The following is a 13,784-nucleotide window of genomic DNA, read 5'->3' as shown; positions in this document are numbered from 1 at the left end:
CCATGCGCGCCGGGAGACTTTCGTGTGTGGCGGGGCGGGATGCTTCCGGTTGATTGATAAGTCTATTGTTACTAAATATGAACGAGATCGGAGCCGCGTCCGACGACGCGGAACAGGCCGGAGCGGCGATACGACTGGCCGTCGCCCGCATCGCCCGCCGACTGCGGCAGACACACGCCGTCGGTGACGTGACCCTCTCCGAGGTGTCCGTCCTGGCGCGCCTCAGCCGCGACGGCGCCGACTCGCCCGGCGCGCTGGCCGAGCTGGAACGCGTACGCCCGCAGGCCATGGCCACCACCCTCGCGGCCCTCGAAGAACGCGGCCTGGTGCGCCGGCGGCAGGACAGCGCCGACGGGCGGCGGGCAGTGATGACCGTCACCGAGGCGGGGCGTCAGGTGCTGATGGACCGGCGGTCGGAGTCCGTCCAGCGGCTCACCACCGTGCTCGACGAGGAGTTCACCGCGGCGGAGCGCCGCAAGCTCGTGGCGGTGCTGCCGCTGCTCGACAGGTTGGCGGAGCGGCTGTGAGTTTCGGCAAGGACGGCAAGCAGGGCGCCAACAAAAACACCCTCGCGCGCAGGGACTCCCCGGTCGGCGACCGCTACAAGTGGGTCGCCCTCTCCAACACCACCCTCGGTGTGCTGATCGCCTCCGTCGACAGCTCGATCGTGATCATCTCGCTGCCCGCCATCTTCCGCGGCATCGGCCTCGACCCGCTCGCCCCCGGCAACATCGGCTATCTGCTCTGGATGATCCTGGGCTATCTGCTGGTGTCCGCCGTGCTGGTGGTCGCGCTGGGCCGGCTCGGCGACATGTTCGGCCGGGTCCGGATGTACAACATAGGCTTCGCGATCTTCGCCGCCGCCTCGCTCGCCCTCTCCCTCGACCCGTTCAAGGGCGGCTCCGGCGCGGTATGGCTGATCGGCTGGCGCATCGTGCAGGCCTTCGGCGGCGCGATGCTGACCGCGAACTCCGCCGCCATCCTCACCGACGCCTTCCCCGCCAGACAGCGCGGCATGGCGCTCGGCGTCAACCAGATCACCGCGCTCGCCGGACAGTTCCTCGGGCTGCTCGCCGGCGGGCTGCTGGCCGTCATCGACTGGCGCGCGGTGTTCTGGGTCAGCGTCCCGATCGGTGTGATCGGCACCATCTGGTCGTACCGCAGCCTGCGCGAGACGGGCACCCGCAGGCCCGGGCGTATCGACTGGGTCGGCAACATAACGTTCACGCTCGGTACGGGGGCGATCCTCGCGGCCATCACGTACGGCATCCAGCCGTACGGCGACGACCCGACCGGCTGGTCGAACCCCGTGGTGCTGGGCGGCCTCGGCGCCGGCGTGCTGCTGCTCGTCGTGTTCTGCGTGGCGGAGACGCGGATCGCCGAACCGATGTTCAAGCTGGGGCTCTTCCGGGTCAGGGCGTTCGCCGCGGGCAATCTGGCGGCGCTGCTCACCGCGATCGCGCGCGGCGGGCTCCAGTTCATGCTGATCATCTGGCTCCAGGGGATCTGGCTCCCGCTGCACGGGTACGACTTCGAGCGCACCCCGCTGTGGGCGGGCATCTTCATGCTGCCGCTGACCGTCGGCTTCCTGATCGCCGGTCCGCTGTCCGGCTATCTGTCCGACCGCTTCGGCGCCCGGCTGTTCGCCACCGGCGGGCTCTGCCTGGTGGCGCTGTCGTTCGTCGGCCTGCTGAGCCTGCCGGTGGACTTCTCGTATCCCGAGTTCGCCGGACTGCTGCTGCTGAGCGGGCTCGGACAGGGGATGTTCTCCGCGCCGAACACCTCGGCGATCATGGGAAGCGTGCCGCCGGAGCAGCGCGGGGTCGCGTCAGGGATGCGCTCGACGTTCCAGAACTCGGGTACGGCCCTGTCGATCGGCGTGTTCTTCTCGCTGATGATCTCCGGCCTGGCCACCCGGCTGCCGCACGCGCTGACCAGCGGGTTGCAGGCGCAGGGGGTGCCGGCGAGTACGGCGGACCAGGTGGCGGGGCTGCCGCCGGTGAGCACGCTGTTCGCCACGTTCCTCGGCAACAACCCGATCAGCCACCTGCTGGAGCCGAGCGGTGTGCTGAGGACGGTGTCGCCCGGCCAGGCGAAGACGCTGACCGGGAAGGAGTTCTTCCCCGAGCTGGTCTCTGGGCCCTTCCACCACGGTCTCGTTGTCGTCTTCACCGTCGCCGCCGGGATGGCGGTGGTCGCTGCGATCGCCTCGGTCCTGCGCGGCCGGCACTACAAGGCCGAGTCGGCGCGGTAGCGGTAGCACAAAGCGGGCGCGACAGCGCCGCAAGACCCGCAAGACCGCAAGACCGCAAGACCGCAAGAACGACAAGAACGACAAGAACGACAAGAACGATCAGCAAAGCGAAAGGACCGTACGCATGGGCAACACCGCCCTCCTCGTGATGGACGTCCAGCGAGGCATCGTCGACCGCTTCATCGCCGAGGACCCCGAGTACCTGACGCGCCTGCGCCGGGCCATCGACGCCGCACGCGTCGCCGGCGTACCGGTGATCTACGTCGTGGTCGGCTTCCGCGCCGGACACCCCGAGATCAGCGCCCGCAACAAGAGCTTCGGCGCGATCGCGGGCAGCGCCCCGGCGGGCGGCGGGTTCGCAGACGGTGACCCCCTCGCCGAGATCCACCCCGACGCCGCGCCCCGGCCCGGTGAGCTGGTGGTGACGAAGAAGCGCGTCAGCGCGTTCGCGGGCAGCGACCTCGACATGGTGCTGCGCGCCGGTGAAGTGGACACGCTCGTCCTGACGGGCATCGCCACCAGCGGTGTCGTCCTGTCCACCCTGCGTCAGGCCTCCGACCTGGACTTCCGCCTCACGGTGCTGGAGGACGGCTGCCTGGACTCCGACCCCGAGGTGCACCGCGTACTCACCGAGAAGGTGTTCCCGAGGCAGGCGGACATCGTGACCGTCGACGAATGGGTCGCGGCCATCGGCAAGTGAGCCGCGCCGGGGCGCCCGCGCCCGGCAGCCCGGCGCACCGGCGGAAGGCCCCTGACGGCAGGACATCGCTCCCGCCGTCAGGGGCCTTCCGCTGTCGCTTTTCTGTCCCGCGGGCGATGAGTTCGGCGGGTTCCGCCGGTCGTAGGGCCTGGCGGAGCGTACGTTCCGTCAACGGGCCCGAGCCACAGCCCGAGCGACAGACCCGAGCTACAGCCCGAGGGACAGAGGGGACAGCCTGCATGCTTCTCAAGGACAGGACCGCGGTGATCTACGGCGGTGGCGGCTCGATCGGCGGCGCCGTCGCGCGCGCCTACGCGAACGAAGGGGCGCACGTCTTCCTCGCCGGCCGTACGCCGGAGCCGCTGGAGCGGGTGGCCTCCGACATCGACTCGGACGGCGGGCGGGTCGAGACCGCCGTGGTCGACGCGCTCGACGAGGGGGCGGTGGACGCGCACGCCGACGACGTGGTGGCACGCACCGGTTCGATCGACATCTCGTTCAATCTGATCTCGCACAACGTCGTGCAGGGCACCCCGCTCGCCGAGTTGGCGCTGGCCGACTTCGAGCAGCCCGTCGTCACGGCGCTGCGGACCAACTTCCTGACCACACGCGCCGCCGCGCGCCAGATGATCCGGCAGCGCTCCGGCGTACTCCTCTTCTTCGGCGGGTACGGTGACCCGCTGCTCGGCTCCAGCCTCGGCGGCCTCCAGGTCGGTCTCCAGGCGCTCGACACCCTGCGCAGGCAGCTCGCCGGCGAGCTGGGCGGGTACGGCATCCGCGCGCTCACCCTCCAGACCGCCGGCATCCTGGAGGCGATCCCGCCGGGTGTCGACACCGCCTGGCGGAAGACCATCGTCGAGGAGACCGAGGCGCGGACCATGCTGAAGCGGGCGGCCTCGCTGGCGGACGTGGCGAATGTCGCGGTCTTCGCCGCCTCCGACCACGCCAGGTCGCTGACCGGCACCGCGCTCAACATCACGTGCGGCGCGCAGGCCGACTGACCGCCCGCGTCGGGTGATGGGCGCGGGGCGGGCGCCGCGGCCCGTTGTTGACCCGGCCCGACGCCCCGGCATAGCGTCGGCCGCGCACGGAGAACCTGAGCAAGCGCTTGGAAAGTCGGAGAGGTGGACAGGACCGGATGATGGTGGAGCCGCCGGACGATCCCGCCGTACGCGCCGAGGCCGCGCTGACCGCGCCCGGGGCGCCGTACGCAGTCGTACGCGCCGAGGACGGCTCGCTGGTCTACGCGAACGGTCCGCGCACCCTCCGCGAGTTCGTCGAGACGACCTGGGCCTACGGCGACCGGCCCTTCCTGGTCGCCGAGAGCCGCTCGTACACCTACGGCGAGTTCTTCGCCGCCGCCTCCGCGCTCGCCGTGCGCCTGGTCGACACGTACGGGCTGCGCCCCGGCGACCGCGCCGTGATCGCCATGCGCAACCACCCCGAGTGGCAGATCGCCTTCTGGGGCGCCCAGCTCGCCGGGCTCGTCGCCGTACCGCTCAACGCCTGGTGGACCGACGAGGAGTTCACGTATGCGCTGGACGACAGCGCGCCGCGCGTGCTGCTCGTGGACGGCGAGCGGCTGCCGCGCGTGGCGCGCTGGGCCGAGCGGGAACGGGTGCGGATCATGACGTTCCACCACCACGGTGCGACAGCAACCGGAAGCACCGAGCGGTCCATCGAGCGGTACATCGAACGCTACGAGGACCTGCCCGCGCCCGACCCCGCCGCCGCACCGCCCGACGTCGAGGTGCGCCCCGAGGACGACGCCACCGTCATCTACACCTCAGGCACCACCGGCCGCCCCAAGGGCGCCGTCGCCACCCACCTCGCCCAGGCGGGCGCCGCGATGAACCCGGGCTACTTCTCGTCGGCCGCCGCGCTCTGCCGCGGGGACATCCCCGGGCGGGCACCGGCGCCCGTCACGCTGATGACGTTCCCGTTCTTCCATGTGGCCGCGTTCACCAGCCTCTACGGTGTGATGGCCGCCGGCGGCACGCTCGTCCTGACGCACAAGTGGAACGCGCGCCGGGCGCTGGAGCTGATCGCCGAGCACCGGGTGACGACGTTCTCGGGTGTGCCGACCACCGCCCTCCAGCTCCTGGACGCCGCGACCGAGTCCGGCGACGAACTGCCCTCGCTCACCATGCTCAACACCGGCGGCGCCGCGGCCCCGCCCGACCTGGTCCGCCGGCTCACCGCGCGCCACGGCGAGCGCGTCGAGCCGCGCAACGGCTACGGCCTCACCGAGACCTCCGGCGGCGTGCTGGCCAACTTCGGCGCCGCCTACCGGGCCTTCCCCGACAGCGTGGGCCGGCCGACGCCCGCCACCGAGGTACGGATCGCCGGGCGCGGGGGCCGGGCGCTGCCCGAGGGCGAGGTGGGCGAACTGTGGCTGCGCGGCCAGGCGCTCGTACGCGGCTACTGGCAGGACCCGGCCGGGACTGCGGAGGCGTTCAGCGACGGCTGGTTCAGGACCGGGGACCTGGCGACCGTACGGGAAGGGCGCGTCACCGTCGTCGACCGGATCAAGGACATGGTCGTACGCGGCGGCGAGAACGTGTACTGCGTCGAGGTCGAAGCCGTCCTGCACGACCACCCGGACGTGGCCGACGCCGCGGTGCTCGGCGTACCGCACCCGGTCCTGGGCGAGGAGGTCGCCGCGGTCGTACGGCTCAGGCCGGGCGCCACGGCGGACGCCGGGGAGCTGCGGGCGCACGTCGGCGCGAGCCTGGCGGCCTTCAAGGTGCCGGCGCATGTGCTCGTACGGGACGAGCCGCTGCCCAGGAACTCCACGGGCAAGGTGCTCAAGCGCGAGCTGCGCGGGCCGGTACAGGCACACATCCGGGCCCGCGCGAACGCGGACGCGGACGGCCGTGCGTGACCGTCAGGCCCGTCAGGAGCGCTCCACCCGTACCCGGAACTGCCCCTCGCCCGTCTCCGAGACCACGCTGATCCTGACGCCGTTCGCGCGGTCGGCGAAGAACTGCCCCGGCCGGTACGGCGCGTCCGACAGCTCCGCGTGCACATTGGGCCGCCGCGTACAGCCGCCGCTGTTCTTGGCGCTGTCCGAGACCGTGACAGGTCCGCGCCCGGTGTCGACCCCGGAGTCCACGCGGTAGATCAGCACGCCGGGCTCGCAGACCGCCTCGTCGTTGCCGGCGCGGGTCCGTACCTCCACCGCGTACCCGGACTCCGCCGTGAGCGGTATGAAGATCATCTTTGGCCCGCCGGTCGTCGCCAGCGGCTCCAGCACCTGTTCGCTGGTGCCCCGCCCTGGGGCGCAGCGGATCTGGCTGTCGTCGAGCCAGCCGAGCTTCCACTTGTGCCAGCCCAGCAGGTCGTTGTTGACGCCCCAGTCCTCGGACATGATGTCCCAGTGTCCGACGGCGCCGCCCCCGCTCATGGTGTAGAGGTCGGGAAGGCCGAAGACATGGCCGTTCTCGTGCGGCAGCACGCGGTAGCCGGTGCTGGTGTACGAGCCGGAGCCGTCGTCCTGGCGGCTGTAGACGAAGGACGTGTTGGCGAGCGGTACGCCGTCCGCCCGCGGGGCGTCGTGGTTGCCGGAGAAGGTCACGGACAGGACGGTGTCCAGCGCGGAAGGTCCCGCGTTCGGGGTGACGAGGACGTTGATCAGGTCGTAGGAGCCGAAGTCGACCTTGGGGTCGGCGGCGGCCACGATGTCGTCGACGAGGCCGCGGTAGCCGGGCTCGTACGGTGAGCCGCGCTCTATCCCGTACTCGGAGAAGCGTTTCGGCATGCGGAGCCAGTTCTTCAGCGGCGCCTCGGGGCGGTAGTCGAGACGCCCGTACGAACTGGTCCTGAACCACTCGGAGGTCTGCGGGAAGAACTCGGCGAGACGGTTCAGCGCCGTCCCCGAGCCTCGCGCGTCCGGGAAGTCGATCATGAGGTTGAGGGCCCGGACGGTGCCGGTGGAGGGGGAGTAGCCGGCCCCGGTCGGCACGCCTTCCGACATCTGTACGGCGGTGGCCGAGGCGATACGGCAGGGGTTGAGGGCCGAGTCCCCGTAGGCGGCGACCGGTCCCGCCGAGGCCCGCGAGGGGGCCTGGAGCGTGGTGCTCGCCGTGGTGAGGGCCGCGAAGGTGAGGGCGGCGAGGCCCGCGAGCGCACCGGCTCTGCGGGGGCGCCGGTGCTTGGGGGACCGGGGCCGGGCTCCGGAGCTACGGGACGTACGCGCCGCGTGTGAGGCGTGGGACGCGTGGGCTGTGTGAGAAGCGGTGGACTCGCTGGGCTTTCGAGGGGTTCCGGCGCTGCCGGACTCGCGTATCCGACGGGTCTGCCGCATGCGGTCGCCTTCCGGGTACGCGGCAGCCGGCGGTCCGGCCGCGCTCTGTTCGATCACCCTCCGTCCATCGGCGTGTCGGCGCTCGCTGGGTGCGCCGATCGTGGTGACCCGCGTGCGCGGCGGACATACCCGGCGGAGACCCGAAGTGGGCATGTGACTCAGGTCACTGGCGTCCGGTGAAATAACCGGGGATGCCATCCCCGTTTGCACCTGTGTCCCGCGAAAGCGGGGAGGGGGTCCCCGCTTATGTACGGCTCATGAACCGGTTATGTCCGGCTTGTAAACCGTTCGTCAGCAATGACGTGGGCGATCAGGACCCCGAGCAGCTAAACCCATCAACTCTCACGACCGTTCGCGCACAGTGCGTGCAACGGCTCGCACAACAGAGGGAAGGCCCGACGTGACCACCGCCACCGAACCCGAGGCGCGCCGTGTCGCACGGCCGCGCGCGGACGCTCTGCGTAACCGGGAGCGGATCGTGGCGGCGGCGCGTGAGATCTTCGTGGAGTACGGCCCCGAGGCCCCGCTCGACGAGATCGCCCGCAGGGCCGGCATCGGCAATGCCACGCTGTACCGGCACTTCGCCGACCGGACCTCCCTCATCCACGACGTCGTCCTCTCCGTGATGGCCCGTACGGCGGACCTTGCCGAGAGCGGCGCCGCGGAGGAGGGCGACCCCTTCACCGCGCTGCGCCACTTCGTGCACGCCGCCGCCGACGAGCGGATCGGGGCCCTGTGCCCCATGCTCTCCGGCGACTTCACCGTCGACCGGCCCGATCTCGACGCGGCCCGCGTACGCCTCGAAGGCGCCGTGGAAGCGCTGATGGAGCGGGCCCGGCAGGCGGGACGGCTGCGTGACGACGTCGCCGTGGGCGACCTGATGGTGGCGCTGTCCCAGCTCACCCGACCACTTCCGGGTACGGGGTGTCTGAATATGGACCGGTTCACCCACCGGCATCTCCAGTTGTTCCTCGACGGCCTGGAGGCACCGGCCCGGTCCCGACTGTCCGGCTCTGCCGCGACTCTGGAGGATCTGCGCCGCGCCGCTCCGTGACGCGCCCATGAACCCATGACTTCCGGCTACGGCCCCCGCCCGGACAGGACCGCCAGGTCACGACTGTCAGGTCAAGACCGCCAGGTCACGACCGCCCGGGCCGGTGCCGTACAGCCCACCCCGTAGGACCCGATCCAGCTCCGTCCGTCCACCACGTCGTCACTTCCACGTCGTCACTTCCTCAACCCGGCGGCTCAACACCCGGGTGATTCCAGACCTTGCGGGTCCGGCAGCGTCGCCGGCACCTGCGTACCTTTTCGCCTTTTCGCACCCTTAGGTGGATCCCTCCATGCCAAAAACAGCAGAAGTCCGATCGGATATCGGACACACCGACCCCAAGCGCTGGACGGCGCTGGTGTTCATCGCGCTCGCCCAGTTGATGGTCGTGCTCGATGCGACGATCGTGAACATCGCACTGCCGCACGCACAGACCGACCTCCACATATCCGACGCCAACAAGCAGTGGGTCATCACGGCCTACGCGCTGGCCTTCGGTGGTCTGCTCCTCTTCGGTGGCCGCATCGGCGACCTGTGGGGCCGTAAGCGCGCGTTCGTCATCGGCCTGCTCGGCTTCGCGGCCGCCTCCGCCGTCGGTGGCGCCGCCGGCAACGAGGCGATGCTGCTCACCTCCCGTGCCGCTCAGGGCCTCTTCGGCGCGCTGCTCGCGCCGGCCGCGCTCTCGCTGCTCGCCGTGACCTTCACCGACGCCAAGGAGCGCGCGAAGGCGTTCGGCATCTTCGGTGCGATCGCCGGTGGCGGTGGCGCCGTCGGTCTGCTCCTCGGTGGATTCCTGACCGAGTACCTGAACTGGCGCTGGACGTTCTTCGTCAACATCCCGTTCGCGATCATCGCCGCCCTCGGCGCGTTCTTCGTGATCAGGGAGCCCGCGGGCGGCCGTAACCGCTCGCCGCTGGACGTCCCCGGTGTGGTGCTCTCCACCCTGGGCCTGGTCTCGCTGGTGTACGGGTTCACCCGCGCCGCCTCCGACGGCTGGTCCGACCCGGTGACGATCGGCCTGTTCGTCGCGACCGTCGTGCTGCTCGCCGCGTTCGCCCTCGTCGAGTCGAAGGTCAAGGCGCCGCTGCTGCCGCTGCGGGTGGTCACCAACCGCAACCGCGCCGGCATCTACATGTCGCTGGGCCTCGCCATCATCGGGATGTTCGGTCTCTTCCTCTTCCTGACCTACTACCTCCAGGTCGTCCAGGGGTACTCGTCGGTCAAGACCGGCTTCGCGTTCCTGCCGATGGTCGCCGCCATGGTCACGGGCTCGACGCAGGTCGGCGCCCGCCTGATGAACCGCGTCCCGGCCCGCCTGCTGATGGGCCCGGGCTTCGCCCTCGCCGCCGTCGGCATGCTGCTGCTGACGCGGCTGGAGGTCGGTTCGCCGTACGCCAGCGTGATCCTGCCCGGCATGGTGCTGCTCGGCCTCGGTATGGGTACGGCGTTCATGCCGGCCATGTCGCTCGCCACGCACGGCATCGAGCCGCGGGACGCGGGTGTCGCCTCGGCGATGGTCAACACCTCGCAGCAGGTGGGCGGTGCGATCGGTACGGCACTGCTGAACACGATCGCCGCCTCCGCCACCACGGCGTACGTCGCCGGGCACACGCTGGCCGCCGCCGCCGGCGGCAACCAGAAGCTGTTCCAGGCACAGGCCCTGGTGCACGGCTACACGAGCGCCATCTGGTGGGCGGTCGGCATCCTGGTCGTCGCCTCGGCGATCGCGCTGACGTTCATCAACGCCGGACGGCCCGGTGCCTCGAAGGTCTCCTCTTCGGAGACGCAGGGGGCCGACGGGGACGAGGACGAGCTCAGGATCCCGGTGGCGATGCACTGACGGGACGCGCTGACGCCGCCGCTGCGACGCGGCGACGCCGCAGCGGCGGTACGGCCGTACTGCCTGTCCGTACCGCCGTTCCGCCCGCTCCACCGCTCCACCGCTCCACCGCTCCACCAAGGATCTGCCCTGGTGCCGCCGCGACTCAGCGGCGCCAGGGCAGATCCGCGCCCGTACCCTCCGGCTGGAGCCCCTCCGCCATGACCCGCATGATCTCGCCGAGCTGCCCGACCTGCTCGGGGGTGAGCCGGTCGAAGATCGCCTGCCGTACGGCGGCGACATGCGCGGGCGCCGACCGCCGCAGCACGTCCTCGCCCTTCCGCGTCAGGATCGCGTTCTGCCCGCGCTTGTCGGACGGGCAGTCCTCGCGCTCGACCCAGCCGTGGTTCTCCAGCCGGGTGACCGCGTGGGAGAGCCGCGAGCGGGTGATCTTGGCGGTCATGGCCAGCTCGGTCATCCGCATCCGGCGCCGGGGCGCCCTGGAGAGGTGGACGAGCAGGGCGTAGTAGATGTGCGGCATTCCGGCGTCGCGCTGGAGCTGACGGTCGAGATGGTCCTCCAGCAGGTGCGTGGCCTGGAGGTACGCCTGCCAGACGCGCTGTTCCTCGCCGCTGAGCCAGCGTGGCTCGCCCGGCTCGCCCGGCTCGCCCGGCTCACTCGGCTCGCGTGGCTCCTCGTCCTTACTGCCGTCGGTCATGGACCCCACTCCACTTGGTCGGCCCGCGGGTCGTTTCCCGCAGGTTGTCTTGCTTGTCAGATTGTCGGATTTTCTTGAATGTTGAACTAGATCAGGTTAAGGTATGCCCTGAAGCGAATGCTTGATGATTCAAGTAAGCCGGGAGATGTCATGCGCGAAGTCGCGGAGCGGATGCCCGCCCTCTATCTGTCCCATGGCGCCCCGCCCCTCGCCGACGATCCCCTCTGGCCCCGCGAGCTGGCCGACTGGTCGGCGAAGCTCCCCCGTCCCAAGGCGATCCTGATGGTCTCCGCTCACTGGGAAGAGGCTCCGCTGGCGCTCGGAGCGACCGAGACCGTGCCGCTCGTGCACGATTTCTGGGGCTTTCCCGAGCACTATTACGCTGTACGGTACGCCGCTCCCGGAGCGCCCGAACTAGCGCAATCCGTCCGGAAGTTGCTGCGCGGCGCGGGTACGCCCGTACAGGACGTGCCGGACCGGGGGCTCGACCACGGCGCCTATGTGCCCCTGGTGGAGATGTTCCCCGAGGCTGACATTCCCGTTCTCCAGGTCTCCATGCCGACGCTCGACCCGCGGAAGCTGCTGGAGATCGGGCGCAGGCTGGCGCCGCTGCGGGACGAGGGTGTACTTATCGTGGGCAGCGGCTTCTTCACGCACAACCTGGCCGCCCTGCGGCAGGCGGCGGGCGGTGTGCCAGGCTGGTCGGCGGAGTTCGACGACTGGGGTACGCGGGCGCTGCTGGCGCAGGACGTGGACGCGCTGCTGGACTTCGAGAACAAGGCTCCGGCGGGCCGCCTCGCGCACCCGCGTACGGAGCACTTCGCCCCGCTGTTCGTGACGCTCGGCGCCTCTGAGGGCGAGCTGGACAGCGGGCGGAGCATGATCGACGGCTTCTGGATGGGCCTGGCGAAACGGTCCGTCCAGTTCGGCTGATCCGAACCGGCCGACCGGCCCTGAGCGGCGCCGGCCGGCGCGGGGGCGGGGTGGAAGTAGGGGCTTCCACTCGGGGGTTGGGGCCTCCGGACCCGCCCCCATGGGGCCCTCGCGGGTCAGGGCCGCGTCCCGGGCGGCGGCGGGGCGACCGGTGTGGGCGAGTCGAGGTTCTTCTCGTACCAGTCGACGTCCCAGTACCGGCCGAACTTCCGCCCGACCTCGCCGTACGTCCCCAAGTACTGGAAGCCGAAGCGTTTGTGCAGCCGCTCCGACGCCTCGTTGGGCTGGGTGATGCCGGCGTAGGCGCGGTGGACGTCCTCGCCCTCAAGCGCCTCGAAGAGCGACCTGTAGAGCAGCGTCCCCACGCCGCGCCCGACGGCCTCGGCGGCGCAGTAGACGCTCACCTCCACGGAGGTGGAGTACGCGGCCTTCGGGCGGAACGGGCTGCTGGTCGCGTACCCGAGAATGCGGGCAGACGGGACATCCTGAGCAACCAAAAGCCGGTGCGGCCCGTCTTCACGGTGGGAACGCAGCCACGGCAACCGGTTCTCGGGGGTGAGCGCGACGGTGTCGAACGTGATGGCGGTCTCACGGATGTAGTGGTTGTAAAGATCCGTGAGCGGGCCGATATCGGCCTCCACTCCCGCTCTGACCTCGGTGTCTGTCGTCGTCTGCGGCATTGTGCCTCCCCGTGGCGCCGCAACAGGGTACTGCATCAGCCCGAAAATCAACGCAGGCCCGGGGAATTCTGTCCGGATTCCAGTCGTTCTTACCAACGGATGCAGGGCACCCGGGAGGGTGTCGCGACCTACTCATTCCAGTAAGGGAGCTCGCATGGCAACCCGTGCCGTCGCCCGTCGTACCACCACTTCCGGTGGGACGAAAGCGGCAAGCAGTGTTCGCGCCGTAGGCGGGGAGATCGCCGACCGCGACCTGGTCGGCATGTACCTCGACGAGATCGCACGTACGCCGCTGCTCGACGCCGCAAAGGAAGTCGAGCTGTCCCAGACCATTGAAGCAGGTGTGTACGCCCGCCATATCCTCGACGGTGAGGTGGAGAGCGACGCCGGGGGCGCCTCGCGCGAGGAGCTCGAAGCGCTGTTCGCGGCGGGTGAGCGCGCGAAGGACGTCTTCATCCGCTCCAACCTCCGCCTGGTGGTGGCGGTCGCCCGCCGCTACCCGCGCAGCGGACTGCCGCTGCTGGACCTGATCCAGGAGGGGAACGCGGGCCTGGTGCGCGCGGTGGAGAAGTTCGACTACGCCAAGGGCTTCAAGTTCTCGACGTACGCGACGTGGTGGATCCGTCAGGCCATCACCCGCTCCATAGCCGACCAGTCCCGGACCATCCGGCTGCCCGTCCACCTGGTGGAGGAGCTGGGCAGGATCCGGCGTGTGCAGCGCGAGTTCAATCGCGAGAACGGCCGTGATCCGGAGCACGCGGAGGTCGCCAAGGAGCTGGGTTCCACCTCCGAACGTGTTACCGATGTTCTCGACTGGGCACGTGACCCGGTCAGCCTGAACATGTCGGTGGACGACGAGGGGGACACGCAGTTCGGTGACCTGCTCGAAGACACCTCGGCGGTGTCGCCGGAGCAGTCCGTGATGACGCTGCTGCGCAGCGAGGAGCTGGAAGACCTGATCAGCAGGCTCGACCAGCGAACGGCGTCCATAATCAAGATGCGTTACGGCATCGAGGACGGCCGCGAGCGCACGCTGACCGAGGTCGGCAAGGAGCACGGCCTGACTCGTGAGCGCATCCGGCAGATCGAGAAGCACGCGCTCATGGAGCTGAAGAAAATGGCTCGCGACACAGGTTTCGACGCGGCGGCGTGACGCAGCCGCTCCGCAGCCGTAGTGTCACCCGTATCCGCACAGCTTGTTTGTGCGTAGCGGCCGATTCGTCGGCCCCCTCAGACGAGCCCCGGCACCAACCCCCCCCAGGTGCCGGGGCTCACCTGTGTCCGGGGGCGGGGGCGTAGGGCTTGTGGGCCGGGGTCGCGGGG

At 70.2% G+C, this 13,784-nt stretch carries 12 protein-coding genes; 9 read left to right on the top strand and 3 right to left on the bottom strand.

The window, feature by feature from the left end; all coding sequences use genetic code 11:
* The first annotated feature begins 77 nt into the window (after positions 1–77).
* From QR77_RS15040 to QR77_RS15020, 5 genes are all read left to right on the top strand, one after another.
* Positions 78–527, top strand: coding sequence for a MarR family transcriptional regulator (locus tag QR77_RS15040; protein ID WP_040022265.1), 450 nt, complete (start codon positions 78–80; stop codon positions 525–527).
* A 110-nt stretch (positions 528–637) separates the two neighbouring features.
* Positions 638–2,254 carry an MFS transporter gene (locus QR77_RS15035; protein ID WP_236711111.1) on the top strand — a complete coding sequence of 539 codons (1,617 nt, stop codon included), beginning with the start codon at positions 638–640 and terminating at the stop codon, positions 2,252–2,254.
* Positions 2,255–2,378: 124 nt separating this feature from the next.
* Positions 2,379–2,954, top strand: a complete 576-nt coding sequence (locus QR77_RS15030) for an isochorismatase family cysteine hydrolase (RefSeq protein WP_040022264.1) — start codon at positions 2,379–2,381, stop codon at positions 2,952–2,954.
* A 239-nt stretch (positions 2,955–3,193) separates the two neighbouring features.
* Entirely contained in the window at positions 3,194–3,955 is a 762-nt protein-coding gene (locus tag QR77_RS15025; protein ID WP_040022262.1) for an SDR family oxidoreductase, read from the top strand.
* A 137-nt stretch (positions 3,956–4,092) separates the two neighbouring features.
* Positions 4,093–5,838, top strand: coding sequence for a class I adenylate-forming enzyme family protein (locus tag QR77_RS15020; RefSeq protein WP_173476307.1), 1,746 nt, complete (start codon positions 4,093–4,095; stop codon positions 5,836–5,838).
* Between the two features lie 12 nt (positions 5,839–5,850).
* On the opposite strand, the gene QR77_RS15015 is transcribed toward QR77_RS15020, so the two are convergent.
* Complete coding sequence (locus QR77_RS15015; RefSeq protein WP_078877810.1) at positions 5,851–7,260, bottom strand: M6 family metalloprotease domain-containing protein; 1,410 nt, start codon at positions 7,258–7,260, stop codon at positions 5,851–5,853.
* Positions 7,261–7,660: 400 nt separating this feature from the next.
* On the opposite strand from QR77_RS15015, the gene QR77_RS15010 reads away from it, so the two are divergent.
* Positions 7,661–8,314: a TetR/AcrR family transcriptional regulator gene (locus QR77_RS15010; protein WP_040022260.1), complete on the top strand. Its 654-nt coding sequence runs from the start codon at positions 7,661–7,663 to the stop codon at positions 8,312–8,314.
* A gap of 289 nt (positions 8,315–8,603) precedes the next feature.
* Positions 8,604–10,151, top strand: a complete 1,548-nt coding sequence (locus QR77_RS15005; RefSeq protein ID WP_040022259.1) for an MFS transporter — start codon at positions 8,604–8,606, stop codon at positions 10,149–10,151.
* A 145-nt stretch (positions 10,152–10,296) separates the two neighbouring features.
* Here the strand turns inward: QR77_RS15005 and QR77_RS15000 are convergent, their stop codons facing one another.
* Positions 10,297–10,848, bottom strand: a complete 552-nt coding sequence (locus tag QR77_RS15000; protein ID WP_052488759.1) for a MarR family transcriptional regulator — start codon at positions 10,846–10,848, stop codon at positions 10,297–10,299.
* A gap of 150 nt (positions 10,849–10,998) precedes the next feature.
* On the opposite strand from QR77_RS15000, the gene QR77_RS14995 reads away from it, so the two are divergent.
* Positions 10,999–11,781, top strand: coding sequence for a class III extradiol ring-cleavage dioxygenase (locus QR77_RS14995; protein ID WP_040022257.1), 783 nt, complete (start codon positions 10,999–11,001; stop codon positions 11,779–11,781).
* A gap of 116 nt (positions 11,782–11,897) precedes the next feature.
* Here QR77_RS14995 and QR77_RS14990 read toward each other — a convergent pair whose 3' ends face one another.
* Positions 11,898–12,461, bottom strand: a complete 564-nt coding sequence (locus QR77_RS14990; protein ID WP_040022256.1) for a GNAT family N-acetyltransferase — start codon at positions 12,459–12,461, stop codon at positions 11,898–11,900.
* A 154-nt stretch (positions 12,462–12,615) separates the two neighbouring features.
* Here QR77_RS14990 and QR77_RS14985 point away from each other — a divergent pair, with 154 nt between their 5' ends.
* Positions 12,616–13,614, top strand: a complete 999-nt coding sequence (locus QR77_RS14985) for a sigma-70 family RNA polymerase sigma factor (protein ID WP_040022255.1) — start codon at positions 12,616–12,618, stop codon at positions 13,612–13,614.
* Positions 13,615–13,784: the final 170 nt, after the last annotated feature.

This window comes from Streptomyces sp. 150FB, from assembly GCF_000818195.1.
Taxonomy (GTDB): Bacteria; Actinomycetota; Actinomycetes; order Streptomycetales; family Streptomycetaceae; genus Streptomyces.
The sequence above is the reverse complement of the archived record's forward strand: the minus strand, read 5'-3'. Positions and strand labels throughout refer to the sequence as shown.